Origin of the sequence: Embleya sp. NBC_00888 (assembly GCF_045207655.1) — a bacterium.
GTDB lineage: Bacteria > Actinomycetota > Actinomycetes > Streptomycetales > Streptomycetaceae > Embleya.
In genome coordinates this window covers 2114972-2141340 of record NZ_CP108784.1, presented here as the reverse complement: position 1 = coordinate 2141340, position 26369 = coordinate 2114972, and the positions used below count along the sequence as shown (strand labels likewise).

Genomic DNA, 26369 nt, shown 5'->3' with positions numbered 1-26369 from the left:
GAAGGGCACACGTCTCGAGGCTCGCTGTCTGCTTCGTGGGTGGCGCCGACGGCTGTGATGAATGCCTGAGACGAACGGCGTGATGCCCCGCCATCCCGGGAATTCGGGGGCGGGGCATTGTCGGGTTCATCCCGTGAGCGCGGCCAGGCGGAGGTCGACCACGAGGGTGTTGACCGCTTCGCGGTCGGGGCGGTCGGGGAGGACCGAGTCGATGGCGTCGAGGGTGGCCTTTTCGTGTTCGAAGCGTTGCGTGAAGGCTTCGGGGTTCTCGGCGGCGAGCCGACCCGCAGCGAAGAGGTCTTCGCGGTGGGCGCTGACGTCGAGAAGCAACTCGCCTGTGCGGAGTATGTGTTGGGCTTGGAGCAGGAGGCGTAGACAGTGCCGGCCGTGTTTCGCGGTGCGCTTGGCCGTGTCGGAGGAGAAGCCCTCCTTGCCCGCCTCGTGCCGACCCAGCAGCCGCTTGGCCTGTTGGATGGCGTAGCCGCCGTAGGCCGACCGCACATACTCGGTGGACAGGAACGCGCCGCGCAGGGCCCGGAGTCGGCGGCCGGCCTCGGTCTCGACCCGGTACTCGGGGAGCCAGAGCAGCTCGGTCACCGTCGGGTTGCACTTGAGCGCCAGCCCGCAGTACTTGCCCAGTTCGTGCATCGTCACGTCGGGCTTCGTGGTCACCCTGGAGCCGCTCGTCACGGTGGCGCTGTTCAGCCCGAGGACCTCGCGCGAGTCGGCGATGTACACGCCGAGCAGGTCCTCGTCCGACTCCGCCGTGGCCAGCCCATAGGCGGTCGAGCCGACCACCCCCATCAGCAGTGTGCGCATCTCGCCGATCCTCGCTCCCATGATCCCGCGGCCGAGCCCGAAGTATCCGACATCCCGCGCACGATGCGAATCCCGTTTTTCCCGCCCGCACACCCATCGACGTCGTCAGGACCGCCGGGACAGCGCGTGGCCCAGGGCGACGACCCAGACCAGCAGCAGCGGCAGGGACAGCAGGGCCAACCGCGCGAACGCGGTGTTCAGGAGCAGGTAGCCGAGGCCGGAGCCGACGATCGTGGCGGCGAGGGCGTAGCCGGTGAGCGATTCCCAACGGCGCAGCGGCACGACCCGGCGCGCGGCGACACCCACGCCCAACGCCAGCGCGGCGAGGGCGAACATCTTGACGCCGTCGATGCGCTGGACCAGCTCGAACAGCCCGCCCGCAAGCCCCGGATCGCCTACGTCGGCCCGGCCGATGGCGACCAGTTCGAGCACCAGTTGCATGACGGCGAGCACGGCCGAGGTCAGGCCCGCCCAGCCCGCGAAGCGGGTGGCCCGGTCCCGGCCGCCGGCCGCCCGACGCAGCAGCGCGACACCGAGTACGGCCAGCGCGCCGGCCGCGAGCCCGTGTACGAGCACGGATTGCGCGACGGCCCGACCCGCGTCGTCGACGTACGTGGAGGTGATCTCGGCGGCCGAGTCGCCCAACTCCGGCGTGGCGCCGGCCGCGACGGTGAGGCCGGCGACCCAGGCGGCGGCGTGGGTGACACCGGCGACGAGCGGTTGCCGGCTCCGTGCGCCCGGTGGGTGCGGCAGCGGCGTGGCCTGCTCGCCCGAGGCGGGCGTCGCGTTCGTCGTGTCCGTCGTGTCCGTCGTGTTCATGGTGATGGTCATGAGGTCGTCTCCCGAGATTCGATCGGCTAACGCCGTTAGCCACTTGGGTTCATCATCTAGCTAACGGCGTTAGCCGTCAAGTGACCCCGGCCACTTCGCTTTATCTCCGCTCGCCCATTGCTTGTTTATATACCCCCAAGGGGTATATCTTCCGGTTGTGGCCGCGACCGAGGCCACCGAGCGGCCGGACCGGCTCGCTCGACCACACCACTCGATTCCGGGAGTCCGCCATGACCGTCCACGCCCACCACGCCGCAGCCCCCGCCACGCCCGAGGGCCTCCAGGTCTCCCGCGACGGCTACACGCTGGTCCCGGTCGCGGCGCCCGCCGGCACCTTCGCGTTCCGGATCGACGGCCCCGACGGAGCCCCGGTGCGCGAGTACCTACCGCAGCACGACAAGGACCTGCACCTGATCGTGGTCCGGCGCGACCTGAGCGGCTTCCGGCACGTGCACCCGGTGCTGGGCGAGGACGGCGTCTGGACCCAGGAACTCACCCTCGACCGGGCCGGCACCTACCGCGTCTTCACCGACTTCGCCCCGGCCGCCACCGGCACCCCGCTCACCCTCGGCGTGGACATCCACGTCGCCGGCGACTTCCGGCCGGTGCCGCTGCCCGCGCCGGCGCCGACCGCCGAGGTGGACGGGTACACGGTGACCCTGACCGGTGACCCGGCCGCCGGGCAGGGCGCGCACATCACCCTCTCAGTGGCCCGGGACGGCCGCCCCGTCACCGACCTGGAGCCATACCTCGCCGCGTTCGGGCACCTCGTGGTGCTGCGCGAGGGCGACCTGGCCTACCTGCACGTACACCCGGGCGGCGCACCCGGCGACGGGATCACCCCGGCAGGCCCGGAGATCGCCTTCCACACCGAACTGCCCAGCGTCGGCACCTACCGGTTCTTTCTCGACTTCCGGCACGGCGGCGTGGTGCGGACCGCGGAATTCACCGTCGAGGCCGCGAAGCCGGCCGCCGAGCCCGCCGCGCCCGCCGACCCGCACGCGGGCCACCACGGTCACCACCACGGCTGACCCGGACAGCCAGACCGACCCGGCACCGACACCGACACCGACACGATCCCGCCATCCCGGGCCCGCGTCGGTGTCGTGTTTTCCCGGGCAGGGGGTACCGGAGCGATGATCCGCCACCCATCCCGCCGCCCCGGAGGACCCACATGGCCGACGCCCGACCGCGACCAGCCACCGCCGTCACCCCATCGGCCCACTCCGACCGCGCCGCCACTCCAGACCCACCCAGAGCCCTTCCGCGCCGTCGATTGCCGTACCGCGCCGACCCTTCCGTAGCCAAGTGACCGGCCGTTAACATCCGGAAGCTGCCTTCGACATGCGTCGATATGCGTCGACGTGCTTCGTCAGGCGAGGAGGCGACGTCGTGCCCGTACTTCGTTCCCGGCTCGATCCCCGGTCGGACACCTACCGGGACAACCGCACGGCGCAGCTCGCCGCTCTCGCGGAGCTGCACGAACAGCTCGACCTGGCCCGCGCCGGCGGCGGCGAGCGCTACGTCGAACGGCACCTCGCGCGCGGGCGGCTGACCGCACGTCAGCGGATCGAGCTGCTGCTCGACCAGGACGCGCCGTTTTTGGAACTGTCCTCACTCGCCGCGTGGGGTACCGAGTTCACCGTCGGCGCGGGTCTGGTCACCGGCATCGGCCCGGTCTCCGGCGTGGAGTGCGTACTGATCGCCAACGACCCGACGGTGCGCGGTGGTTCGCTCAACCCGTACGCCCTGCGCAAGAACCTGCGTGCGCTGGAGATCGCCCGCCGCAACCGGCTGCCGGTGATCAGCCTGGTCGAGTCCGGCGGCGCCGATCTGCCCACCCAGGCCGAGTTGTTCGTCCCCGGTGGGCGGGTCTTCCACGACCTGACCGAGCTGTCCGCGCTGGGCATTCCCACCATCGCGCTGGTGTTCGGCAACTCGACGGCGGGCGGCGCGTACATCCCGGGGCTGTGCGATCACTCGGTGCTCGTGGCCGGGCAGGCCAAGGTGTTCCTGGGCGGTCCGCCGCTGGTGCGGATGGCCACCGGCGAGGAGGCAGACGACGAGGAGTTGGGCGGCGCCGCGATGCACGCGCGCGTGTCCGGGCTCGCCGATCACTACGCCGTCGACGAGTACGACTGCCTGCGGATCGGGCGGCGGATCGTGGCCGAACTGAACTGGCGCAAACACGGACCCGGACCGACGAAGCCGGCGGACGAACCGCTGTACGACATCGACGAGGTACTCGGCCTGGTCTCGGCGGATCTGCGAGTCCCGTTCGACCCGAGGGAGTTGCTGGCCCGGGTCGTGGACGGCTCGCGGTTCGGCGAGTACAAGCCCGGCTACGGAACCAGCCTGGTCACCGGATGGGCGTCCGTGCATGGCTTCCCGGTCGGCGTACTGGCCAACGCGCGCGGCGTGTTGTTCGGCGAGGAGTCGAAGAAGGCCGCCGAGTTCATCCAGTTGGCGAACCGCTCGGACACCCCGCTGCTGTTCCTCCAGAACACCACCGGCTACATGGTGGGCACCGCGTACGAGCAGGGCGGCATCGTCAAGGACGGCGCAAAGATGATCAACGCGGTGACCAACTCGACCGTGCCGCACCTGACCCTGAACATCGGCGCGTCCTTCGGCGCGGGCAACTACGGTATGTCCGGCCGTGCCTTCGACCCCCGGCTGCTGTTCGCGTGGCCGACCGCGAAGCTCGCGGTGATGGGCGCCGCGCAACTGGCCGGCGTGTTGTCCATCGTCGGCCGACAGGCCGCCGCCGCGCGCGGGATCCCCTTCGACGAGGACGTGGACGAACTGCGACGCGGCGCGATCGAGGCGCAGATCGAGCGTGAGTCGCACGCGTTCTTCGTCACCGCGCGGCTCTACGACGACGGCGTGATCGACCCGCGCGACACCCGCACCGTGCTGGGCATCGCACTGTCGGCGGCCCACTCGGCACCGATCGCGGGCACCACGGGATACGGGGTCTTCCGGATGTGACCCGCCTCGCAACCGCCGCCGGCGGCAACCCCGCAAGCGCCTCACACCGCAAGTGTCCCAGACCCCGAGCACCCACACGGCAGGCACCCGAAACCGATACCGACCCCACCCGGCACCGCACCGACCCGCACCGTCCCGCAACTGGAAACAACCGAAGAATTCGCACCGACCCCGGAACCCCGCACCGACCCGGAAACCCGCACCCCGAGGGGATCGTATGCCGCTCATCCGCAGGCTGTTGATCGCCAACCGCGGCGAGATCGCGGTTCGGATCGCCCGCACCGCGCACACGATGGGCATCGACACCGTGGCCGTGTACGCCGACCCCGACGTCGACTCGCCGCACGTGTCGGCGGCCGACCAGGCCGTCCGGCTGCCGGGCGACGCGGCCGCGGACACCTACCTGCGCGGCGAGTTGCTGGTCGAGGCGGCCCGCACCACCGGCGCCGACGCGATCCACCCGGGCTATGGGTTCCTGTCCGAGAACGCCGACTTCGCCCGGCAGGTCGAGGCCGCCGGGCTCGTGTTCGTCGGACCCGCCCCGCACACCATCGCCGCGATGGGCGACAAGCTCGCGGCGAAGGAACTGCTGGGCGCCGCAGGTGTGCCGGTCCTCCCGGGCGGGATGGTCCGCGAGGACGCGAAGGCCGAAGCGCTCGTGGCCCGGATCGGCTTCCCGCTCCTGGTCAAGGCCGCCTTCGGCGGCGGCGGTCGAGGCATGCGCGCGGTGCGCGAACAGGCGGACCTGGCCCGGGCGGTGGCCGCGGCCCGGCGCGAGGCGGGCGCCGCGTTCGGCGACGACACCGTCTTCCTGGAGCGCCTGGTCGAGCGACCGCGGCACGTCGAGGTACAGATCTTCGGGGACACCCACGGGAACGTGCTCGCGCTCTTCGAACGGGACTGCTCGGTCCAGCGCCGGCACCAGAAACTGATCGAGGAGAGCCCCTCGCCCGCCGTCGACCGGGCGCTGCGCGAGCGGCTGTGCGCGGCGGCCGTCGCCGCGGGTCGGGCGATCGGCTATGTCGGCGCGGGCACCGTCGAGTTCGTGCTCGACCCCTCCGGCGCCTTCCACCTGCTGGAGGTCAACACCCGACTCCAGGTCGAGCATCCGGTCACCGAACTGACCACCGGCCTCGACCTGGTCCGGCTGCAACTCCTGGTCGCCCAGGGCCACGCGCTGCCCGACGCACCGGTCGCCGTCGGCCACGCGATCGAGGCCCGGCTGTACGCGGAGGACCCGGTACGCGGCTACGCCCCCTCGGTCGGCACGCTGCACCGCTTCGACATCCCCGAGGCGGACGGCATCCGGGTGGACGCCGGCGTGGTCACCGGCAGCCGGGTCGGGCCGCACTACGACGCGCTGCTGGCCAAGGTGATCGCGTACGCGCCGACCCGCGACGAGGCCTGCCGCAAGCTCGCCCACACGCTCGCCCGGGCCCGGCTGCACGGCGTACGCACCAACCGGGACCTGCTCGTGGGCATCCTGCGCTCACCCGAGTTCGCCGCCGGTGACGCGGACACCGGCTTCCTGGACCGGCATTCGGCCGCCGACCTGTGCGCCGCCGACCCGGCGGTCTCCGCGATCCACGCCGCCGCCGCGGCACTGGCCGGGCAGGCCGAGCGGCGCGCGGCGGCCCGCGTACTGACGGGCATCCCCAGCGGCTGGCGCAACGTCCGCAGCGCCGACCAGCAGGTCACCTACGCGCACGACACGGACGGCCGTACGACCGTCACCTACCGCCTCCCGGATCATCTCGCCATCGACGGAAAGCCCCTGCCCGGACTGGTCGTTCACGCCGCACACGCGGATCGGGTGGACCTGGGCGCGGACGGCGTGCGGCGCACGATCGCGGTGCACCGGGTCGGTGACACGGTCTACCTGGACAGCCCACTCGGCGCGAGCGAGCTGATCGAACTGCCCCGCCTGCCCGAACCCGCCGAGGCCGAGGCCGAACCCGCCGGCTCGCTGCTCGCCGCGATGCCCGGCACCGTGGTCCGGGTCGCGGTCGCCGAGGGCGAGCACGTGGTGGCCGGACAACTCGTGCTGGCGGTGGAGGCGATGAAGATGGAGCACGAGGTGACCGCGCCGCACGAGGGTGTGGTGACCCACCTGCCGGTCGGCCCCGGCGAACCGGTCGACGCCGGCGCGGTGTTGGCCGTGGTGACCGCCCCGGTGGAGGCGGCCGGATGAGCGGGACGCGACGACGAGAGCACCCGGCGGGTGACGAGCGCGCCGCCCGCCGCCCGGTGCGGATCGCGAACTGCTCCGGTTTCTACGGCGATCGGCTCGCCGCCGCCCGCGAGATGGTCGAGGACGGCCCGATCGACGTGCTCACGGGCGACTACCTCGCCGAGCTGACCATGTCCATCCTGTGGAAGGCCCGGGCCAAGGATCCCACCGCCGGCTACGCGCGCACCTTCGTGACCCAGATGGAACAGGTCATGGGCACCTGCCTGGACCGGGGCATCCGGATCGTCTCGAACGCCGGTGGCCTCAACCCGGCCGGCCTCGCCGAGCGGCTGCGGGCGAGCGCGGAACGCCTGGGCCTGGCCCCACGGATCGCCTACGTCACGGGCGACGACGTGCTGGAGCGGATCGACGCCGGCCCACGCGCGGTGACCGCCAACGCCTACCTCGGCGGCTGGGGCATCGCCGAAGCGCTCGCCGAGGGCGCGGACATCGTGATCTGTCCGCGGGTGACCGACGCGTCGCTGGTGGTAGGCCCCGCCGCGTGGTGGCACGGCTGGCGGCGCACGGAGCACGACCGGCTCGCCGGCGCGATCGTCGCCGGCCATGTGATCGAGTGCGGTCCGCAGGCCACGGGCGGCAACTACCCCTTCCTCGGCGACCTGCCGCGTCCGCAACGCCCGGGTCGCACGGCCGATTTCGCGCTGGACACCCGCCGCCCCGGCTTCCCGATCGCCGAGGTCGCCGCGGACGGATCCTCGGTGATCACCAAGCACCGCGGCACCGGCGGCCTGGTCTCGATCGGCACGGTCACCGCGCAACTGCTGTACGAGATCGCCGGACCCGCCTACGCCAACCCGGACGCGGTGGCCCGCTTCGACACCATCACGCTCGGCCGAGCCGGCGCGGACCGGGTCCGGATCCGCGGCGTACGCGGCCTGCCGCCGCCGCCCACCCTCAAGGTCGCCGTCAACGAACTCGGCGGCTACCGCAACACCATGACCATGGTGCTGACCGGCCTGGACATCGAGGCCAAGGCCGCGCACGCCGAACGCATGTTGTTCGACACGCTCGGCGGCCGGGACCGATTCGCCGAGGTCGACGTGCGGCTGATCCGCTACGACCGACCCGACGCACCGACCAACGAGCAGGCCACCGCGCATCTGCGGGTTACCGTCAAGGACCCCGACCCGACCAAGGTCGGCCGGGCCTTCTCCGCCGCGGTCGTCGAACTCGCGCTGGCCGGCTACCCGGGCTTCCACACCACCACGCCACCCACCGCCGAGACCGCGTACGGCGTCTTCCGCGCCGCGTGGATCCCGGCGACCGAGGTCGAGCACACCGTGGTGCTGCCCGACGGCACAACCAAGGTGATCGCCCCACCCGAGCACACCGCACCGCTGCCCGATCCCCTTTCCGCCCCCGAACCCGCGGCCCGCGACGGGGGACCGACCCGCCGGGTCCCGCTCGGGCTGGTCTGCGGCGCGCGCTCCGGCGACAAGGGCGGCGACGCCAACCTCGGCCTGTGGGCCCGCGACGACCCGGGATTCCGCTGGCTGCGCGGACACCTGACGGTGGACCGACTGCGCGAACTGCTGCCGGAGGCCGCCGGGTTGCCGATCCAGCGGTACGTGCTGGAGAACCTGCGCGCGGTCAACTTCGTGATCGCCGGCCTGCTCGGCGAGGGCGTCGCGGCCTCCACCCGCCCGGACCCGCAGGCCAAGGGCCTGGCCGAGTACATCCGGTCCCGGCACACCGACATCCCCACGACGCTGCTGGACGGGTGAGCCATGCGATTCGACGAGAGCGACGAACACCGGGCCCTGCGCGCGGCGGTGGGCGCGATCACCGACGGATTCGGCCCCGGCTACTTCGCCGAGCACAGCCGCGACCGCCGGCCCACCACCGAACTGTGGCAGGCCCTCGGCAAACACGGCTACATCGGCGTCAACATCCCGCAGGAGTACGGCGGCGGGGGCGGTGGCCTGGTCGAGTTGGCGATCGTGTGCGAGGAGGTCGCCGCACACGGTTGCCCGCTGCTGCTGCTCCTGGTCTCCGGCGCGATCGCGGGCGAGGTGCTCACCCGGTTCGGCACCGCCGAGCAGAAGGGCACCTGGCTGCCCCTGCTGGCGTCGGGCAGGGGCAAGATCGTGTTCGCGATCACCGAGCCCGACGCGGGCTCCAACACCCACCGCCTGGCCACCACCGCGACCCGGGACGGCGACGGCTGGTTGTTGCGCGGCACCAAGCAGTTCATCTCCGGCGTCGACGAGGCCGACGCGATCCTGGTGGTCGCCCGAACCGGCACCGACCCCGACTCCGGGCGCGGCCGGCTCTCGCTGTTCCTGGTGGACGCCGACCACCCGCGCCTGACCGCGACCCCGCTGGCGATCGAAGGCGCGGCGCCGGAGCGGCAGTTCACGCTGTTCTTCGACGACGTACCGGTGTCCGCCGACCGCCTGATCGGCACCGAGGGCGACGGGCTGCGCCAGGTGTTCCACGGCCTGAACCCGGAGCGGGTGACCGGCGCGGCCCTGGGCGTGGGCATCGCCCGGCACGCGCTCGCCCGAGCCGCCGAGTACGCCCGTACCCGCGAGGTGTGGGGCGCCCCCATCGGCACCCACCAGGCCATCGCGCACCCGCTCGCCGAGGCCGCGATCGAGGTCGAGCTGGCCGCGCTGATGACGGCCCGGGCGGCCTGGCTGCACGACGCGGGCGAGCACATGGTCAAGGCCGCGGGAGAGGCCGCGAACATGGCCAAGTACGCCGCCGCCGAGGCCGCCGTGCACGCGGTCGACGCCGCCATCCAGACCCACGGCGGCAACGGCATGAGCCGCGACTACGGACTGGTCCCGCTGTGGGGTATCGCCCGCACGCTGCGGATCGCCCCGGTCAGCCGGGAGATGATCCTCAATCATGTGGCGCAGCACACACTGGGATTGCCGCGTTCGTACTGACCACGCCCGACCATGTCCTGGCGCGCCCCGGAGCGCGGAGGAGCCGGCGGGCTCGCGTGCGACTTGTGAATGACTCGGCCATGGACTCTGGATCGACGCGCCCACGCGCGGCCGGGCACAAGATGGACGGGCAGGCTGCTCCGCTCCCGGCGCGGCTGTGGGGTGCGGGCCGGGATCGGCGCTATCGGTCGGGCCCGGCGAAGAAGGCAGTGGGAGCGTGGATCAACAGTTGGCGGGACGCCCCTTCTGGGACGTGGACATCACGAGCATCTGGTTCGTCATAGGCATGGCGGTCGTCACCGCCGGCACCGCGTTCGCCACCGTCTGGTTCTGGAACCGCCCCACGCTCCAGCGCACCCGCCGTATCTGCACCCTGCTGTTCACCCAGCTCATGGTGACCTTCACCATCCTGGCCGCGGTCAACGCGCAGATGTACTTCTACTCGACCCTGTCCGACCTGATGCACATCGCCGACGGACCGTCGGTGCCGGATGTGTCGGTGGCCACCGTGAAGGTCAAGCACCTCGACCCCAAGCCGGCCGTCCCGTTCTCCGACGACGGCGGCAAGGGCCTGCCGTTCATGGTCACCAAGCCCCCGCTGACCGACCAGCCCAGGGCCCCGCACCCCCGGCGCAAGGGCGCCGACCCCAAGCACGGCGTGCTGGTCAACACGAGCATCCAGGGCCCGCGTACCGGCTACAAGCTGGACACCTTCGTCTACCTGCCCGCCGCCTACTTCGCGCCGGAGAACACCCGCGCCCGCTTTCCGGTGATCCAGCTCACCTCCGGCTTCCCCGGCACGCCCGACACCTGGCTGCGCCGGATGAAGGTGCACCAGATGCTCGCCGGGCTGATGGAATCGGGCCGGATGCCGCCGACCATCGTGGTGATCGCGGCCCAGAACCCGATCGCGGGCCGGGACAGCGAATGCGTGGACGCCCCGGGCGGCTCGCGCGCGGACACCTACCTCGGCCAGGACGTGCCGGACGCCATCACGGCCAACTTCCGGACCGCGCCCGCGCCGGCGCACTGGGGCCTGCTCGGCTACTCCACCGGCGGCTTCTGCTCCGCGAACCTGGCCCTGCGCCACCCCGACCGCTACGCGGCGGCGGCCAGCCTCTCCGGCTACTTCAAGGCGATCACCGACATGACCACCGGCGACCTGTATCGCGGCGACGAGGGGTTGCGCCGGGCCAACAGCCCGCTGCACACCATCGAGGACGCGCGCAGGCCGCCGGTGCGGATGTACCTGTTCGCGGCCAAGGGCGAGGGCAAGACCGCCCGGGAGGCACGCGAATTCGCCCGCAAGTTCCGGCCGACGGACACCGTGAAGGTGCGGATCGAGCCGTCCGGCGGGCACAACTTCGGCACCTGGGCCAAGGGTCTGCCGGCCGCGTTCGAGTGGCTGGGGCGCGAACTGGCGCCGCCGGCGGGGGATCGGCCCGGCGGCGAGGTGCGCGGACCGGCCTTCGCGGGTGGGCGACCGCTGCACTGAGCGGGCTTCGAGGGTGCTCGGGGGCGCCCCGGGAGCGCCCGGGGACCCACCGCGAGAGTGGCTCGGACCGGGCACGTGCGTCGCGGACACGCTCGGCGCCGACGCGGGCGGTGTCTTCAATACGGCTGGGTACGGTGCGAGACTTCTGCGGCGCCATCCGAACGGAAGCTCAGGAGCCCGCGCCCCGCTCGGGAGCGGGACCGTCGCACCGAGACGAGGATCGCCCATGCATCCCGGTGTCATCGCCGCCGCGCACCCCGACCGCCCCGCCGTGATCATGGCCGGCACCGGTCGTGTCGTCACCTACGCCGAACTGGACGCGGAATGCAACCGCTTCGCACACCTGCTGTACGACGCCGGGCTGCGTCCCGGCGACCACATCGCCATCGCGCTGGAGAACCACCCGCTCTACCTCGCGCTCACCTGGGCCGCGCAGCGCTCCGGGTTGATCTATACGCCGATCGGCGTTCGGCTGCACCCGGACGAGCTGGTGTACGTGGTGGACAACTGCGGGGCCCGGGTGTTCGTCTCCTCGGCCGCGCAGGCCGAACTCGCGAGTGCCGTCCTCGAACGTGCGCCCCGGGTGGAGCGCCTGCTGATGCTGGACGGCGCGGTGCCGGGTTTCGAGCCGTACGAAGCCGCGGTCCGACCGTACCCGAGCACGCCGATCGCGACCGAGGTCGAGGGCGCGGACATGTTGTACTCGTCCGGCACCACCGGTCGCCCCAAGGGCGTGTTGCCCACGCGCGAGGACCACCCGGTGGGCACCGGACCGGCCCTGACGCTGTTTCACCTGATCGGCGCGCTGTACGGGATGAACACCTCGGGCGAGGGCGGCGACGTCTACCTGTGTCCCGCGCCGCTCTACCACGCGGCCCCGTTGCGCTATTGCATGCAGTTCCTGCGGGGCGGGCACACCGTGGTGGTCCTGGAGCGCTTCGACCCCGAGACCGCGCTCGCCGCGATCGAGCGGTACCGGGTGACGCACAGCCAGTGGGTGCCGACCATGTTCGTCCGGATGCTCAAACTGCCGGCCGAGGTGCGCGAGCGGTACGACCTGTCGTCGCTGCGCTACGCGGTGCACGCGGCGGCGCCGTGTCCGCCCGAGGTCAAGGAACGCATGATGGCCTGGTGGGGGCCGGTGTTGTACGAGTATTACGCCGGTACCGAGGGCAACGGCTACGTCGGCTGCACCCCCGAGGAATGGCTCGCGCACCGGGGCACGGTGGGGCGGGCGATCCTGGGCACCCCGCACATCTGCGACGAGGAGGGCCGCGAACTGCCGGTGGGCGAGCACGGCATCGTCTATTTCGCCGACGGGCCGCAGTTCTCGTACCACCGCGACCCGGCCAAGACCGAGGCCGGCCGCGACCCCGGCGGCCGGGGCTGGACCACGCTGGGCGACATCGGCCGGCTGGACGCGGAGGGCTACCTGTATCTGACGGATCGTCAAGCACACATGATCATCAGCGGTGGGGTGAACGTGTACCCGCAGGAGGTGGAGAACCTGCTCGCGCTGCATCCCGCGATCGCCGACGTCGCGGTGTTCGGCATTCCGCACGAGGACCTGGGCGAGCAGGTCAAGGCGGTCGTGCAACCGGCCGAAGACGCGCTGGTGGGACCGGAGTTGGCCGACGAGCTGATCGCCTACTGCCGCGCGCGGCTGGCCCACCACAAGTGTCCTCGGTCGGTGGACTTCCGCGCCGAACTGCCTCGGCACCCGACCGGGAAGCTGTACAAGCGACTGCTGGTCGAGGAGTACCGCGCGGTCGCGGTGGGTTCGGCCTGAGCACCGCCAATTGCCTTGACGCGCGGCATGATCACCTTGGTACGGTCCGCGCGTGTTCACCCTCACCGAACCCCCGATCTTCGCCCGCCTCCGGGACGCCCGCTCCGTGTTGATCGCCGGAGCGGGCGGTGGCTTCGACGTGTTCGCCGGCCTGCCGCTCGGCCTGGCGCTGACCGAGCAGGGCAAACGGGTGCACTACGCGAACCTGTCGTTCGTGACGGTGGATCGACTCCCGTCCCGGGACCGGCTGTTGCCGGGATTGGCGGCGGTACGGCCGGACACGCCGGGCAACGACGACTACTTCCCGGAGCGGGCACTGGCGATGTGGCTGGCGCGCAACGGCTTGCCGGACACGGTGTACGCGTTCGGGAAGACCGGGGTCGAGCCGGTGCGGGCCGCCTACCGCCGGTTGGTCAAGGACCTGGACGTGGACGCGATCGTGCTCGTGGACGGCGGTACCGACATCCTGATGCGCGGCGACGAGGCGTCGTTGGGCACTCCGGAGGAGGACATGACCAGCCTCGCCGCGGTGGCCGGCGTCCGGGTGCCGACCCGGCTGGTCGTCTCGCTCGGCTTCGGCATCGACTCCTACCACGGCATCTGCCACGCCCAGGTGTTGGAGAACCTGGCCGCGCTCACCCGCTCGGGGCACTACCTCGGCGCGCTGTCGATCCCGCGCGAATCGCGCGAGGGGGCGCTGTATCTGGACGCGGTGGCGTACGCGAATCGGCTCACCCCGCGGCGGCCGAGCATCGTGCACGGGTCGGTCGGCGCGGCGTTGCAGGGGCGGTTCGGCGACGCGCATTTCACCGAACGCACGGACAACAGCGAGCTGTTCATCAATCCGCTGATGAGTGTGTACTTCACCGTCGACCTGGCCGGGCTGGCCGAACGCTCGTTGTATCTGTCGCTGTTGGAGGGCAGCGTGACGATCTGGGACGTCGCGCGCCGGATCGACGAGTTCCGCGACGGCTTGGCCACCACTCGGCCGAGGCAGGCGATCCCGCACTGACGTGCGGGGCGCGGGATCGGGGCGGTGTTCGGGGCGCGAGGCCGGCGTGCCGCGGCACGCCGGGGCCGGTGACCGGGCGTCAGGTTTCGCGCAGTGGACGGTAGTCCTCCGGGCTCAGGCCGAACGTCCAGGCCACGCCCTCCCGGGCGGTCTCGGTGTCCGGCGGTACGCGCAGCCAGTAGGTACGGGTGGTGCCGTCCGGTTCGGGGGTGGAGTTGAGCACCTCGACCATCACGATCGGCTCGTCGTCGTCGAGTTCGATCTCCCACAACACGCCGGTCTCGTCCCGGTCCAGCGGTTGCGCGCCGACCTCGCGCAGGTAGCGGTCGTAGCCGTAGATCTCCAGCATCACCCGGCGCAGCTCGGCGTTGTCCTCGTTGTGGATCGCGCGTACGGTCAGCCGGCTGCCGCCGGGGCCGAGCCCGCCGACGAAGTCGGCCGGGACGGGCATCCCGCGCCACGCGTGCAGCGCGAAGCCGTCGGCGTAGCTCAGTGCGGGGCCGTCGCCGTTGTGCAGCCGCGACTGGTCGTCGCGGTGCATCGTGGTGGGCCGCTCGCTGACGAGCACGACCCGCTCGTACGGCCACCACCAGCCGATGTGCCGGGCCACCTCGCCGAGTTCGGCCAGGAGCGGGAACTCGAACTCGGGGAAGCGCTCCTTGAGTCCGTCGAAGACCGCGAGCCAGGCCGCGTCGTGCTGACCGCCCAGGGCGCTGTGCGTGGTCGCACGGACCTTGTCCGCGACGTCCCAGCGGCCTCGCGAGGCGGGGGTGCGCACGGACGGGTCCCACGCGCCGACGCCGGAGTGCACGGCCTCGCGGATCCGCTCGGTGAGCTGCCGGGTGGGCTCCCACAGCCGATCGGCGCCCTCGGCCCAGGCGAGGTCCCAGCCGGCCGCGCCGAGCGCCGCGGTGGCCTCGGCCTTGGCGGCCGTCCAGGGGCCGCTCCAGAGCCGTTCCTGCACGGGGCGGCCCGGACGGCCGGGCACCTTCACCGACAGCCGGGTGGCGGCGAGGTCGGCGGGCTTGCAACTGCCGGCCGCCACTGCGGCGGCCACCGCCGCCGCGAGGGGCGAGTCGTACCAGACCACCCGCTCCGGCTCGGGCATGCCCGCGGCCCGGTAGACGGCCTTGATGGCCGCCTCGGCGGCGGGCCGGTCGGCGGGACCGGTGGCGGCGGCCACGTGCGCCCAGTCGGTGACGGCCTCCGCCAACGCGAGCCGATCCGCGAGGTCGAGCACGGCCGAGTGGCGGGGGACGGGTGTGTGGTGGGTGGTCGCGGTCGGCCCCGGTCGGCGGGTGGCGGCGGGTCGCGGGGCCCCGGGCCCGGCCGGCCCGGGCTGGTCGGCCGTGCGGGTCGGGGCGTGGTGCGGGGCGCGCCTGGCGCGGATGGCGGCCCGTGCCGCTTGCTCGGCCTCGGAGACCGCCGCTGCGGCGGCGGCGGGGGCCGGGGCGTCGGCAGCCGGAGGAGCCGGGGGAGCGGCCGGCGTCGCCGCTTCGGCCGCCCGGGCCGCGCGCGCTTCGCGGTCACGGTGCGCGGCCCAGGACGCGGCGGCCGGATTGGCGGGCGGAGCGGGTGGGGCCGGCGGGGGCGGGACGACTGCCTTGCGCGGCAGCGCGATCCCGGGCAGCTTGCGGGGCGGCGTGGCCATCGTGTCTCCCGTGACGTGCGGTTGTGTCTTGGTCGGCTCGGGACGATCGCGCCCACCGGCTCCGCCCGAGCACCCGAAGGCGGAGCCTACGGTTCTACCGGCTACGCCGTGCCCGCCTCCACCCGGCCGGCTCGGTGGCGGTCGGGGAGCGGCTCGACGGCGGTCGGCGGCGATCCACCGGAACACTTCGGCGGGTGCGGGTGCGTTCCGGCGCGCGGTGGGTGCGGCGACCGGTCGTCGTGCCCTGCGCGCCACGCCAGGCGGGCTGCGGTGTCTCCGCTTCGCGGCTCGGAGTTCGGCACCCCGAGCCGCATCCGGCGGGCCTCTCGCATCGCCCACCGCGCCGGCACCGGCGGAGATTCGGCGCGGGCCGCCGAAAGCCCCGGGCAGGCCCGACACCCGGCTGCAACCCTGGGCAGGGCCCCGCGGATGCGATGCCGCGCGTTGTGGCGCTCGGCGGAGCATCGAATTCGCGCTAGTCCGCCACCATGCGGACCGCGCCCGGGATGTACTCGCGCTGGCGGACCACGCGGTACCAACCCTTCGGGAGGTCGATGGTGGCGTGCTCCTCGTGCACGATGCGGGTGGCCTCGTCGAGGCGGAGGTGCCCGATCAGCATCGGCTCCGGGGCCAGGTAGAGCGTGCCGCTGCCCACGACGGCGTGTGCGTGCCCGGTGGCCTCGCCGAGCGCGAGCACCAACCGCCCACGCGCGTCACGGGGTTTGGTCGGCAGCGCCTTCACCCCGTTCGGCACGGTCTGCTCATGGATCGGCTGCAACAGGATGTCGCCCTGACGAAACACGGCGAACCTCCATCGTGATAGTCGAATCAGGGTCGGCTCAACCCCACCGCCCCACACGCTAACCACCCCGACCGACACCCGCGCCCCACCCTGCGCCGGACCCCACGTGCGCCCACAAGCGACACCCGACTCGACCATCCGCCGGCGATGTCCCCAAGCACCGACCGGCCCGTACACCCTCGCCGGCAGCACGGCCCCCAGCGCCCGCCGGCGTCGCCCGGCCAGGCGCGCTCGGCCGGGCCCGGCAGTCTCCACGTGCCCCCGGCGACGCCCGCCCCGCGGCCCTGAAGGCCCAGCGTGACACCGGCCCGCCCCGAACCACCTGATCCCGCCCCGCGCGTCCCACACACCGACCGCACCCCACCGCCCCGTGCGCTCGCCGCTCAATAGCCCGTCGGGCGGATCAGGCCGGATTCGTAGGCGTAGACCGCTGCCTGGGTTCGGTCGCGGAGGCCCAGTTTGATCAGGATTCGGCCGACGTGGGTCTTCACGGTTTGCTCGGCCACCACCAACGCGGCGGCGATCTCCGCGTTGGACAGGCCCTGGGCGATCAGGGACAGGACCTCGGTTTCCCGCTCGGTGAGATCGCCGAGCCGCTCTTTGAGCGGGGTCCGGGGAGCGCCGCCCAGCCGGGAGAACTCGGTGATCAGGCGCTTGGTGATGTTCGGCGCCAGGAGCGCGTCGCCGGCGGCCACCACCCGTACCGCGTGCGCGAGTTCCTCGGCGGAGGCGTCCTTGAGCAGGAACCCGGAGGCACCCGCGCGCAGCGCCTCGTACACGTACTCGTCCAGATCGAACGTGGTCAGTACGAGGACCTTGACCGAGCCGTCGCCGGTACCGGTGATCCGCCGGGTGGCCTCGATGCCGCCCAGCCGCGGCATCCGGATGTCCATCAGCACCACGTCGGGGGCGAGTTCGGCCACCCGCCCGACCGCGTCGAGGCCGTCCACGGCCTGCCCGACCACCTCGATGTCGGGCTCCGCGTTCAACAGCACGGTGAAGCCCTGTCTGACCATCATCTGGTCGTCGGCGATCAACACCCGGATGGTCACGAACGATCCTCCAACGGAAGCCTGGCCACTACCTCGTAACCGCCGCCGGGAATGGGCCCGTCGGCGAACTCCCCACCCAGCATCGCGACCCGCTCGCGCATCCCGAGCAACCCGTGCCCGCCGGCCGACGCGGCCGGTTGCCCGGGCGGCTCCGAAGCCTCGGCCGCGGTGTTGGCGACCCGGATGGCCAACCCGGTCTCCTGGTAGCCCAGTTCCACCCGGATCGCCGCCCCGGGCGCGTGCCGCAGCACGTTGCTGAGCGCCTCCTGCACGATGCGGAACCCGGACAGTTCCACCCCCGGCGGCAGCGCCCGCCGCTCGCCGGTGATCCGGGTGTCGACCCGCAGACCCGCGCCGCGCACGTTGTCGACCAACTCGTCCAGCCGGTCCAGCGTGGGCTGCGGGGCGTGCCGCATGGCGTCGGACAACTCGTCCTCCGAGCGCAGCACACCCAGCACCCGGCGCAGTTCGGTGAGCGCGTCGACCGCGTTCGCGCGGATGCCGACCAGGTTCTCCTTGAGCGCGTCGGAGGGGTTCTCCACCAAGTGCGGGGCGACCTGCGCCTGGATGGAGATCACCGACATGTGGTGCGCGACCACGTCGTGCAACTCGCGGGCGATCCTGGCGCGTTCCTCCAGGAGGGTGCGCCGGGCCCGCTCCTCGGCGGTCAGTTCCGCCTGGACCACCAGCTCGGTCCGGGCCACCCGACGCCCGCGCAGCGCGGCGCCGATCACCGCCGCGGCGGTCATCATCAGCGCGGCCTGCATCAGGTCGGACCGGGACCCGGGCAGCGGGTCCGCCATGCAGCCCAGCCCGGCCAGCACGCTGACCAGCAGCGCCTCGGCCGCGACGCGCGGGCGCGAGCGCAGGGCCACCAGGAACAGCACGCCCGCGTGCACCGCGATCCCGGCCCCGGTCCACGGATAGAGCTGCGGGCCGGCCGGATCCGCCAGCAGGGCGGTCAGCACCATCGCCGCGGTCGCCGCCCACCAGGCCGGCACCGGCCGGAACATCGCGGCCACCACCGCCGCCGGCCCGATCCCGCCGAGCAGCAGGCCGACATCGTTGCCCAGGCCGTACTGCCACGCGCTCTGGTTGATGTTGATCACCCCGACGGGGATCACCAGGACCACCAACAGCACCGCGGAAGCCGGTTGCCAGTCCCGCCAGCCGCGCGGCAGCGGATCGGGTTTCGGGTTCCACAGGTCGTGCCGCAGCGCGCGGGCCGTTGTGGTCACCGCCGTCCCGATCCGCCCGTTCCTCCCCTTTCGCACATGATCAACCCTAGGCATGCCCCACCTCCGCCCTCCGGGCGGGCTCCGACCACGCCCCGGAGGCGACGCTAGGCGCCCTCCGTACCCGTGGGCGTCCCGCCCAGGGGTTCACCCGCGGGGTGGCTCCGAAGTACTACGGGTATCAGGGCGCGCCCCGCGTGCCCGACCCGCGCCGCCCGGCCCTCGGCCGACCCGCGCGCCCCGACCCGCGCCGCCGGCGTGCACCGACCCGCGCGCCCCGACCCCGCACCCTCAGCTCCGCTCCTTGACCCCCGCCAGCATGCCCTCGATGCGATCGGGCGGTCCCGGCCGGGAGAAGTACCAGCCCTGCCCCGCGTCGCAGCCGATCGCCCGCAGCCGCTCCGCCTGGACCGCCGTCTCGATGCCCTCGGCCGTCACCGTGAGGCCGATCGCGTGCGCCAGTTCGACCAGCGAGGCCACGATCCGGCCGTCCACCGGATCGGAGTCGCCGGGTTGGCGCAGACCCTCGACGAAGGAGCCGGCGATCTTCAGCTCGCACACCGGCAGTCGGCGCAGATAGGCCAGGTTCGAGTAGCCGGTGCCGAAGTCGTCGATCGCGATCCGGATGCCCATCGCGGCCAGTTCGCGCAGCCGCTCCAGCGGACCACCGTCGGTGGACATGATCTGACTCTCGGTCAGCTCGAATTGCAGCCGACCCGGATCCAGGCCGGTCTCGGCCAGCACCCGCTCCACCTGACGGACCAGGCCCGGTTCGCGGCACTGGCGTTCGGCCAGGTTGACGCTGATGAACGGCGCGCCGTCCGGCTCCAGGTCCTGCCAGCGGCGCGCCTCACGGCAGGCCTGCTCCAGCACGTGCATGCCCAGCGGGACGATCAGCCCGGTCTCCTCGGCCAGCCCGATGAATCGATCCGGACCGACCAGGCCGTTGCGCGGATGGCGCCAGCGCACCAGCGCCTCGACGCCGAGCACCCCGCCGTCGGCGAGCGAGACGAGCGGCTGGTAGTCGACGTAGAACTCGCCGTGGTGCAGCGCGGCGGGCATCTCCGCGGACAGCGTGTAGCGGGCCACCTCGCGGTCGTTGCGGTCGGTGTCGAACACCGTCCAGCGCCCGCGCCCGTCGGACTTGGCCCAGTACAGCGTTATGTCGGCCGCGCGCAGCGTGTCCGCCGGGCTGGTGCCGGCCACCGGCCGCTCGACGATGCCGATGCTCGCGGTGACCGTCAGGTCGTGGCCGCGGATCCGGAACGGCTCGCGCAACGCCGCGAACACGCCGTCGGCCAGCGCCACCACCTGCCCGGTCCCGGTGGAGTGTTCGACCAGGATGACGAACTCGTCGCCGCCCATCCGGGCCATCAGATGCCCGGCCTGGCCCGCGTACCGGCTCAGCCGCCGGGCCACCGCGACCAGTAGCTGGTCGCCCACGTCGTGCCCGAGGCTGTCGTTGACCACCTTGAACCCGTCCAGGTCCAGGTAGCACAGGCCGACCCGGTCCCCGGGGCCAGGGTGTTCGAACGCCGCGGTCAGCCGCTCGACGAACAACGCGCGGTTGGGCAGCCCGGTGAGCTGGTCGTGCATCGCCTGGTGGCGCAGCCTGGTGTGCAGGCGATGCCGGTCGGTGACGTCCTCCAGCATGCAGACCTGGTACTCCGGGTTGCCCTTGGAGTCGCGGACCAGGGACAGCGACAGATGTGTCCACAACGTCTCGCCGTCGGCCTTCTCGAACTGCTTCTCCAGCGCGAAGTGGTCGCGTTCGCCGCTGATCAACTCGTCGTAGAGCTTCCACATGTGGTCGGTGTCGCCGTCGTGCATGAAGTCGCGGACCTGCCGCTTGCACATCTCCTCGACGCTGGCCGCGAACATCGTGGTCATCGCCTGGTTGACGTCGATCACGTTGCCGTCGACGTCGCCGATCCCGATGCCGAGCGCGGCCTGATCGAAAACCGCCCGAAAGCGCGCTTCACTCGTGTGCAGTGCGTGCTCGGCACTGTCACGAGCGACCAGGACGGCGGCGTGGATGGCCTCCTGCTCGTCCAGGGTCCGTCTGCGCAGCGCCTCCGCGTAGCCCGCCGCGAGGGCGCCCATCAGCGCGGCGATCCGCTCCAGGTACGCCTCGGGGTCCTGGCCGCGGGCGACCGCGTCGCGGCGCAGGATGGGCCACCACGGGCCGACCAGGCCCAGCGTGCGCTCCAGCGTGCCGCTGCCGGTGAAGTGTTCGCCGACCAGGGACGCGCCGACGTCGCGCGCGGCGGCCGGGTCGAACGGCTCGGTGCGCAGCGCCTGCGCCATCCGCAGCGCCTGCCCGCGCAGGTATTGCTCGATCTCGGCACCGCTCAACGGGACGAAGCTGGTGCCCTCGATGGTGCGGGCCCAGTCGCGGGCGAACCGGCTCAGCGACGCCTCGGCCCCGTCGGCCCGCGCGTCGTCCGTTCCGCCGTTCACCCTGCGCTCCCCACGGTGGTCCGGGCGCATGCGCCGGCCCCCCGGCACGCCTGGACCCACGCTGTGCCCGGCGCCCACGATGGTCGATCCACCGCCCCACCTTTCCTCCTCGGGGGCGATCCGCCACCGCGCAATGTCGGTGCGGTCGCCGCTCGGACGAGCCGGCCGCAATCCCCGGCGGCCGTGTGAACGAGCCATATCACCCGTTATCACCCGTTCGGACGAGCCGGTTGGTACGTCCGGTGCGCCCCGACGATCGCGTGATCATCGTTGACGGTATCCGCCGCGGCGCGGAAACGTCTTGCAGTTGGACACGGCGCGAGGAGCATCACTCCGGAGAGGGACAGGTGGTGCGCGCGGGTCCGTACCGAATTGTGGCGTACGCCCTCGTACTCCGGCGCACGCAGGGCTCCCGACGCGACGACTGACGGACCATCAGGTTGCCGCCCCCGGGCCACGGTACGCTCTACCGGCTTGCGTCGGCGAGGTGGGGCGCAGCCGCCGCGGGCGAACGACGCACCACCCGAGTGGGGGTTGTGGTCTCGATGTTGGTGGAACTCGCGGTCGGTGACGCGTACGGGGCCGGGTTCGAGTACGCGGATCGGTCGTTCGTGGCGCGAGGCAACACACTCGCCGGTTATGTGCAGCATCCTCGTCATCGTGACGTGCTGCCCGGCCGATACACCGACGACACGCAGATGAGTATCGCGGTCGCGGAATGGATACTCGGCGACGATCACGGAATCCCGGTACTCGCGGACCTGTTCGTGCGGGCGTACAAGCGCGACGCGCGCGCCGGATACGCGCGGGGCTTTCGAGGCGTTCTGGAGGAAGTCGCGGACGGGGCGCAGCTCCTGGCGGTGCTGCGGCCGGAGAGCGACAAGAGCGGCGCGGCGATGCGCGCGGGCGTGCTGGGCCTGCTGCCCGACCTCGCCGAGGTACGCCGCACGGCGGCGCTACAGGCGCGGATCACCCACCGCACGCTCGGCGGGATGACCTCGGCGACCGCCGCGGCGCTCGCGGTGCACTACTGCCGGTACGGCCTGGGCCCGGTCGCGGAGCTGCCGACCTGGCTGGCCGCGACGCTGCCGGCCTCCACCGGCCCGGCGGTGTGGGCCACGCCGTGGCGCGGCAAGGTCGGTTCGCCCGGCATGGACAGCACCCGCGCGGCGATCACCGCGCTGGCGGCGAACACCGGCACGGCCGCGTTGCTGAAGGCGTGCGTGGCGTACACCGGCGACGTGGACACGGTGGCCACGATCGCGCTCGCGGCGGCGAGTTGCTCCGCGGAATACGCCCAGGACCTGCCGCCGGCGCTGCTGGCGGGCCTGGAGAACGGCCCGTACGGGCGGGACCATCTCGCGGGCCTGGACGCCCGGTTGACGGCCCGGTTCGGCTGAGCGGCGCCCGCCGGCACCGCCGGACCGTTTCCGGGGCCGTGCGGGCCGGTGAAAGGTCGGCGAAAGACCGCCCCCGAGTCGTCCCGAGGCACGCGCGGGCGACGCGACCGGCCGGGGGGAACGACGGTCGGCCCCAACCACGGTCGGGCGAGGCGACGGACGGGCCGAGCAAGCGGCCCGGTGACACCCCGGTCGGGCGACGCGCCGGACGCGCGAAACACGAGAGGCCCCCCGGCGGACCGGGGGGCCTCTCGCTTGCCTGGAGCCCCAATACGGAATCGAACCGTAGACCTTCTCCTTACCATGGAGACGCTCTACCGACTGAGCTATTGGGGCCTGCGCGGCGAAAACTTACCGGATCCGCGTTCGGTTCGCCAACTTGATCCACGAGCGGGTCCCGGGCCGGTTCGCCGGAGCGTGTTCACCACTCGCCGGGGCTCATCGTGAACTGCGCGTAGGGGACCGTCCAGACCACGTCGCGCGCGTGCGCCGTGTCCGGTTCGCCGCCCTCGGTGTAGGCGGTTCCGTGGTCGCTGGTGACGATCGCGAAGCAGGGCCTGCGGCAGCTCATCGCGCGAAACAGCCGGCCGATGTGTCGGTCGACGTACTCCAGCGCGGCCGCGTGGGTGTCGCGGTTGTCGCCGTCGGCGGCGGTGGCGCCGGGGGTGTGGAACCAGTTCGGGTGGTGGATGGCCGCGACGTCGACGAGCAGGAACAGCCGGCGGTCCGGGTCCAGGCCGCCGACCACCAGTTCGGCGCGGGCGACCTGGGCCTCGAACGAGATCGGCGAGGTGACGCCGAGTTCGGGGTCCCAGTGGCTCTCGGCGAACATGCCCGGCAGCACGGAGTCGAGCGCGCCCTGCTTGTCGAAGCAGCCGACACCGCCGATGCACGCGGTGTGATAGCCCGCCTTGGTCAGCGCGCTGGGCAGGTCCGGGGTGTCGAACTGCCACGTGTGCGCGTTCGTGGACTCGGTGTCGCCGAGCCGGGCGGCGAACAGGCGCGGGTGCGGGCCGGGGCCCGCGGGGGTGGGCAGGTAGCCCGCGAGGAACGCGGTGTGCGCGGCGAAGGCCAGGCTGGCCGGGGTGAATCGGCGCTGCCAGCCGCCCTCGGGCAGGACCCGGGAGAGGTTGGGCAGCCGGCCGGCCGCGGCGAGTTCGACGGCCACGTCGTACCGCAGCGCGTCGAGCGTGACGAGCAGTAGGTCCTGCTCGCCGACGACGGCGTTCATGTCGGGACCGGTCATATCGGACATGCCACCTTCTCCGCTTCTGCTCGGGTGTTCCGGGCCGCCGCCGGTGGCCCGCACGCGGGCGGCGAATGGATCGCCCATGCCTACCAGAGGGAGGCGACTCTTCGAGGGATAACCCCCTCGCCCGGTGTCCGGGTCGCCGTGTATGTTGTTCTCAACCTAAGAACATCTCATTCGGAGAACAACCGTCGCGTCGGTGTCGGGAACGTGAACCGCCGGGGCCGCGTCGGACGTGCAGCGCAGTGGGCACATCGGAGGGAAGTGCGACATGGCCGACACCGCCATCACCGAACGCGACTGGCTCGCGTCCTACGACCCCAGAGCCTGGGAACCGATCGCGGTGACCGTCGACATCGTGGCGCTGACGATCCGTCAACTCACCGGCGCGGCCGGGGGCGACCCCGACGGCGCGGCCGAAGGCCCGGCCAAGGCGCTGCACGTGCTGCTCGTGCGGCGCGGCGAGATGCCCTTCGCGGGCCGGCTCGCGCTGCCCGGCGGCTTCGTGCGGCCCGTGGTCGACCCGGACGGCACGCGGCGCGAGGAGGACCTCGGCGAGGCCGCCGAGCGCGAACTGGCCGAGGAGACCGGGCTCGCCGCCGGCGCCCGACTCGACCGGGTGCACCTGGAACAACTCGGCACCTACGGTGCGCCCGGGCGCGATCCGAGGATGCGGATCGTCTCGGTCGCGCACCTCGCCTTCGCGCCGGACCTGCCCGACCCGACCGCCGGCGGCGACGCCGCGCACGCCCTGTGGGTGCCGGTGGCCGACGTCGATCCCGGCGCGCTGGCCTTCGACCACGCGCGCATCCTGGCCGACGGCCTCGAGCGCGCCCGCGCCAAACTCGAATACTCGCCACTGGCCACCGCGTTCGCGGGTGAGGAGTTCACCATCACCGAACTGCGCGAGGTCTACCAGGCGGTGTGGGGACAGCCCATGCACGCCGGCAACTTCCATCGCAAGGTGCTGTCGGTGCCCGGCTTCGTCCGCGACACCGGCGCCACCACCGCGCGCGGCGGGGCTCGCGGCGGTCGCCGCGCCCGGCTGTACCGCGCGGGCCCCGCACGTCTGCTGCACCCGGCGCTGCTGCGCCCGTCCCCGGAGGAGGACTCCCGATGACCAGGACGCCCGGCACCACCTCGACCACGCCCACCACCTTCGAAGCCGCGCTCGACCTGCTGGGCGAAGCGCCGGACCCGCAAGGTGTCTTCGGGCCCTACGACGGCACGCCGGAGGCCTGTCTGCGCGCGGGCAACCGCACCTACCGACAGTTGGCCCGCCTGCTCCACCCGGACACCGCGCCGCCCGCCCGCCGGGCCGAGGCCGCCGCGGCCTTCACCGAGCTGGGCGAGTTGTGGAATCGCTATCAGCAGGACATCACCGGCGTGACCGGCCGCCAGGTGGTGATCACCACCAAGCGCCGGGTCTACTCGGTCGGCGAGGAGCGCGCGAGCGGCGACATCGCCACGCTGTACAAGGTCGGCTACCGGGCCGAGGACGACGGCGAGGCGCGCGCGCTGCTCAAGCTGCCGCGCTCGGTCGCCGACAACGACCTGATGGAGCGCGAGGCCACCGCGCTGGAACGGATCGCCCGCGAGGGCGACCCCGAGTACGCGAACTACGTGCCCCGGCTGATCGAGACCTTCCGGCACCGGGACGCCAAGTCGGGCGTCGAACGACGCGCCAACGTGATCGAACGGGTGCGCGGCTTCCGCTCGTTGACCGAGGTGCGCGAGGCGTACCCGGACGGCTTGGACGCGCGCGACGTGGCCTGGATGTGGCGCCGCCTGCTGGTGGCGATCGGGTACGCGCACCGCGCCGGCGTCGTGCACGGCGCGATCACCCCCGACCACGTGCTGATCCACCCGCGCGAGCACGGCCTGGTCCTGGTCGACTGGTGCTACTCGGTGCTGCTCGACGGCCCGGGCGACGCCGCCCGACCGGAGGCGATCCTGCGCGCCAAGGCGGTCGAGCACGTGCCCGCGATGATCGATCGGCACGCGGACCTGTACCCGCCGGAGATCCCCGGAAAGCAGCCGCCGGAGACCGCCGCCGACGTGTACATGGCGACCAAGTGCGTCACCGGCCTGCTCGCCCCGGACGCGCCCAAGCCGCTGCTGCGCTTCGCCCGGGGCTGCTCGTTGCCCGCTCCCGCGCGCCGCCCGCACGACGCGTGGAAGCTGCTCGGCGAGCTGGACGAACTGCTCGGCAAGCTCTACGGCCCGCGTCGCTTCCGGCCGTTCGCGATGCCGACGCGGCGCGAGCCGCGAGCCGCGGGCGGCGCGGACCGGACCGAGCGCGCCGGCGGCGAACCGGCCGGCGGCAAGCCGGCCGCGAGCAAAGCAGCCGCGAGCAATCCGGCCGCGGGCACGTCGACCGGGGGCGGGTCGGTCGCCGGCGGGTCCGTCGATTCCGTATAGAGCCGGCGCGGCCCCGA

The 26369-nt window shown here is 72.6% G+C and carries 19 protein-coding genes and 1 tRNA gene; 11 read left to right on the top strand and 9 right to left on the bottom strand.

The window, feature by feature from the left end; translation table 11 throughout:
• Window positions 1–126: 126 nt before the first annotated feature.
• Together OG948_RS08410 and OG948_RS08405 are read right to left on the bottom strand one after the other, a co-directional pair.
• Window positions 127–819, bottom strand: a complete 693-nt coding sequence (locus OG948_RS08410) for a DNA polymerase beta superfamily protein (RefSeq protein WP_406295105.1) — start codon at window positions 817–819, stop codon at window positions 127–129.
• 105 nt (window positions 820–924) lie between these two features.
• Entirely contained in the window at window positions 925–1650 is a 726-nt protein-coding gene (locus OG948_RS08405; protein WP_406295103.1) for a hypothetical protein, read from the bottom strand.
• Between the two features lie 230 nt (window positions 1651–1880).
• Here OG948_RS08405 and OG948_RS08400 point away from each other — a divergent pair, with 230 nt between their 5' ends.
• The 8 genes from OG948_RS08400 to OG948_RS08365 all read left to right on the top strand — a co-directional run bounded on the left by OG948_RS08400 (window position 1881) and on the right by OG948_RS08365 (window position 14082).
• Window positions 1881–2681, top strand: coding sequence for a hypothetical protein (locus OG948_RS08400; RefSeq protein ID WP_406295101.1), 801 nt, complete (start codon window positions 1881–1883; stop codon window positions 2679–2681).
• A gap of 361 nt (window positions 2682–3042) precedes the next feature.
• Window positions 3043–4641, top strand: a complete 1599-nt coding sequence (locus tag OG948_RS08395) for an acyl-CoA carboxylase subunit beta (protein ID WP_406295100.1) — start codon at window positions 3043–3045, stop codon at window positions 4639–4641.
• A 217-nt stretch (window positions 4642–4858) separates the two neighbouring features.
• Window positions 4859–6832, top strand: coding sequence for an acetyl/propionyl/methylcrotonyl-CoA carboxylase subunit alpha (locus tag OG948_RS08390; protein WP_406295099.1), 1974 nt, complete (start codon window positions 4859–4861; stop codon window positions 6830–6832).
• The gene (locus tag OG948_RS08385) at window positions 6829–8616 is read left to right on the top strand and encodes an acyclic terpene utilization AtuA family protein (RefSeq protein ID WP_406295097.1); all 1788 of its coding nucleotides are present in this window, start codon (window positions 6829–6831) and stop codon (window positions 8614–8616) included. The genes OG948_RS08390 and OG948_RS08385 overlap by 4 nt, the downstream gene beginning before the upstream one ends.
• Before the next feature lie 3 nt (window positions 8617–8619).
• On the top strand, window positions 8620–9786 hold the full coding sequence (locus OG948_RS08380; protein WP_406295095.1) for an acyl-CoA dehydrogenase family protein: 1167 nt from the start codon (window positions 8620–8622) through the stop codon (window positions 9784–9786).
• Window positions 9787–10003: 217 nt separating this feature from the next.
• Window positions 10004–11281: an alpha/beta hydrolase gene (locus OG948_RS08375; protein ID WP_406295093.1), complete on the top strand. Its 1278-nt coding sequence runs from the start codon at window positions 10004–10006 to the stop codon at window positions 11279–11281.
• 226 nt (window positions 11282–11507) lie between these two features.
• On the top strand, window positions 11508–13070 hold the full coding sequence (locus tag OG948_RS08370; RefSeq protein ID WP_406295091.1) for an AMP-binding protein: 1563 nt from the start codon (window positions 11508–11510) through the stop codon (window positions 13068–13070).
• A 52-nt stretch (window positions 13071–13122) separates the two neighbouring features.
• Window positions 13123–14082, top strand: a complete 960-nt coding sequence (locus OG948_RS08365; RefSeq protein ID WP_406295090.1) for a DUF1152 domain-containing protein — start codon at window positions 13123–13125, stop codon at window positions 14080–14082.
• A gap of 79 nt (window positions 14083–14161) precedes the next feature.
• Here OG948_RS08365 and OG948_RS08360 read toward each other — a convergent pair whose 3' ends face one another.
• From OG948_RS08360 to OG948_RS08340, 5 genes are all read right to left on the bottom strand, one after another.
• Entirely contained in the window at window positions 14162–15190 is a 1029-nt protein-coding gene (locus OG948_RS08360; RefSeq protein ID WP_406300208.1) for a DUF6745 domain-containing protein, read from the bottom strand.
• A gap of 1018 nt (window positions 15191–16208) precedes the next feature.
• The gene (locus OG948_RS08355; protein ID WP_406295088.1) at window positions 16209–16535 is read right to left on the bottom strand and encodes a hypothetical protein; all 327 of its coding nucleotides are present in this window, start codon (window positions 16533–16535) and stop codon (window positions 16209–16211) included.
• Between the two features lie 383 nt (window positions 16536–16918).
• Window positions 16919–17587 (bottom strand): response regulator, encoded by a 669-nt coding sequence (locus OG948_RS08350; RefSeq protein WP_406295086.1) that lies wholly within the window; start codon window positions 17585–17587, stop codon window positions 16919–16921.
• Window positions 17584–18825 (bottom strand): sensor histidine kinase, encoded by a 1242-nt coding sequence (locus OG948_RS08345; RefSeq protein WP_406295085.1) that lies wholly within the window; start codon window positions 18823–18825, stop codon window positions 17584–17586. The genes OG948_RS08350 and OG948_RS08345 overlap by 4 nt, the downstream gene beginning before the upstream one ends.
• Before the next feature lie 288 nt (window positions 18826–19113).
• On the bottom strand, window positions 19114–21312 hold the full coding sequence (locus OG948_RS08340; protein WP_406295084.1) for a putative bifunctional diguanylate cyclase/phosphodiesterase: 2199 nt from the start codon (window positions 21310–21312) through the stop codon (window positions 19114–19116).
• A gap of 515 nt (window positions 21313–21827) precedes the next feature.
• On the opposite strand from OG948_RS08340, the gene OG948_RS08335 reads away from it, so the two are divergent.
• Window positions 21828–22682 (top strand): ADP-ribosylglycohydrolase family protein, encoded by an 855-nt coding sequence (locus OG948_RS08335; protein ID WP_406295083.1) that lies wholly within the window; start codon window positions 21828–21830, stop codon window positions 22680–22682.
• Between the two features lie 260 nt (window positions 22683–22942).
• Here OG948_RS08335 and OG948_RS08330 read toward each other — a convergent pair.
• Together OG948_RS08330 and OG948_RS08325 are read right to left on the bottom strand one after the other, a co-directional pair.
• Window positions 22943–23018: transfer RNA gene (locus tag OG948_RS08330), tRNA-Thr, on the bottom strand.
• An 85-nt stretch (window positions 23019–23103) separates the two neighbouring features.
• Window positions 23104–23913, bottom strand: a complete 810-nt coding sequence (locus tag OG948_RS08325; RefSeq protein ID WP_406300207.1) for an STM4013/SEN3800 family hydrolase — start codon at window positions 23911–23913, stop codon at window positions 23104–23106.
• Between the two features lie 289 nt (window positions 23914–24202).
• On the opposite strand from OG948_RS08325, the gene OG948_RS08320 reads away from it, so the two are divergent.
• Both OG948_RS08320 and OG948_RS08315 read left to right on the top strand, forming a co-directional pair.
• A complete protein-coding gene (locus tag OG948_RS08320; protein WP_406295081.1) occupies window positions 24203–25051 on the top strand; it encodes an NUDIX domain-containing protein in 849 nt (282 codons plus the stop codon).
• Entirely contained in the window at window positions 25048–26352 is a 1305-nt protein-coding gene (locus OG948_RS08315; RefSeq protein WP_406295079.1) for a lipopolysaccharide kinase InaA family protein, read from the top strand. Before OG948_RS08320 ends, OG948_RS08315 begins: the two co-directional genes overlap by 4 nt.
• Window positions 26353–26369 lie beyond the last annotated feature (17 nt).

Excerpts from the sequence above, each read along its gene's own strand:
- OG948_RS08410 (WP_406295105.1), bottom strand. The coding sequence starts at position 819 with ATGCGCACACTGCTGATGGGGGTGGTCGGCTCGACCGCCTATGGGCTG.
- OG948_RS08405 (WP_406295103.1), bottom strand. The coding sequence starts at position 1,650 with ATGACCATCACCATGAACACGACGGACACGACGGACACGACGAACGCG.
- OG948_RS08400 (WP_406295101.1), top strand. The coding sequence starts at position 1,881 with ATGACCGTCCACGCCCACCACGCCGCAGCCCCCGCCACGCCCGAGGGC.
- OG948_RS08390 (WP_406295099.1), top strand. The coding sequence starts at position 4,859 with ATGCCGCTCATCCGCAGGCTGTTGATCGCCAACCGCGGCGAGATCGCG.
- OG948_RS08385 (WP_406295097.1), top strand. The coding sequence starts at position 6,829 with ATGAGCGGGACGCGACGACGAGAGCACCCGGCGGGTGACGAGCGCGCC.
- OG948_RS08380 (WP_406295095.1), top strand. The coding sequence starts at position 8,620 with ATGCGATTCGACGAGAGCGACGAACACCGGGCCCTGCGCGCGGCGGTG.
- OG948_RS08370 (WP_406295091.1), top strand. The coding sequence starts at position 11,508 with ATGCATCCCGGTGTCATCGCCGCCGCGCACCCCGACCGCCCCGCCGTG.
- OG948_RS08360 (WP_406300208.1), bottom strand. The coding sequence starts at position 15,190 with ATGCCCGAGCCGGAGCGGGTGGTCTGGTACGACTCGCCCCTCGCGGCG.
- OG948_RS08340 (WP_406295084.1), bottom strand. The coding sequence starts at position 21,312 with ATGCGCCCGGACCACCGTGGGGAGCGCAGGGTGAACGGCGGAACGGAC.
- OG948_RS08335 (WP_406295083.1), top strand. The coding sequence starts at position 21,828 with ATGTTGGTGGAACTCGCGGTCGGTGACGCGTACGGGGCCGGGTTCGAG.
- OG948_RS08325 (WP_406300207.1), bottom strand. The coding sequence starts at position 23,913 with ATGAACGCCGTCGTCGGCGAGCAGGACCTACTGCTCGTCACGCTCGAC.
- OG948_RS08320 (WP_406295081.1), top strand. The coding sequence starts at position 24,203 with ATGGCCGACACCGCCATCACCGAACGCGACTGGCTCGCGTCCTACGAC.
- OG948_RS08315 (WP_406295079.1), top strand. The coding sequence starts at position 25,048 with ATGACCAGGACGCCCGGCACCACCTCGACCACGCCCACCACCTTCGAA.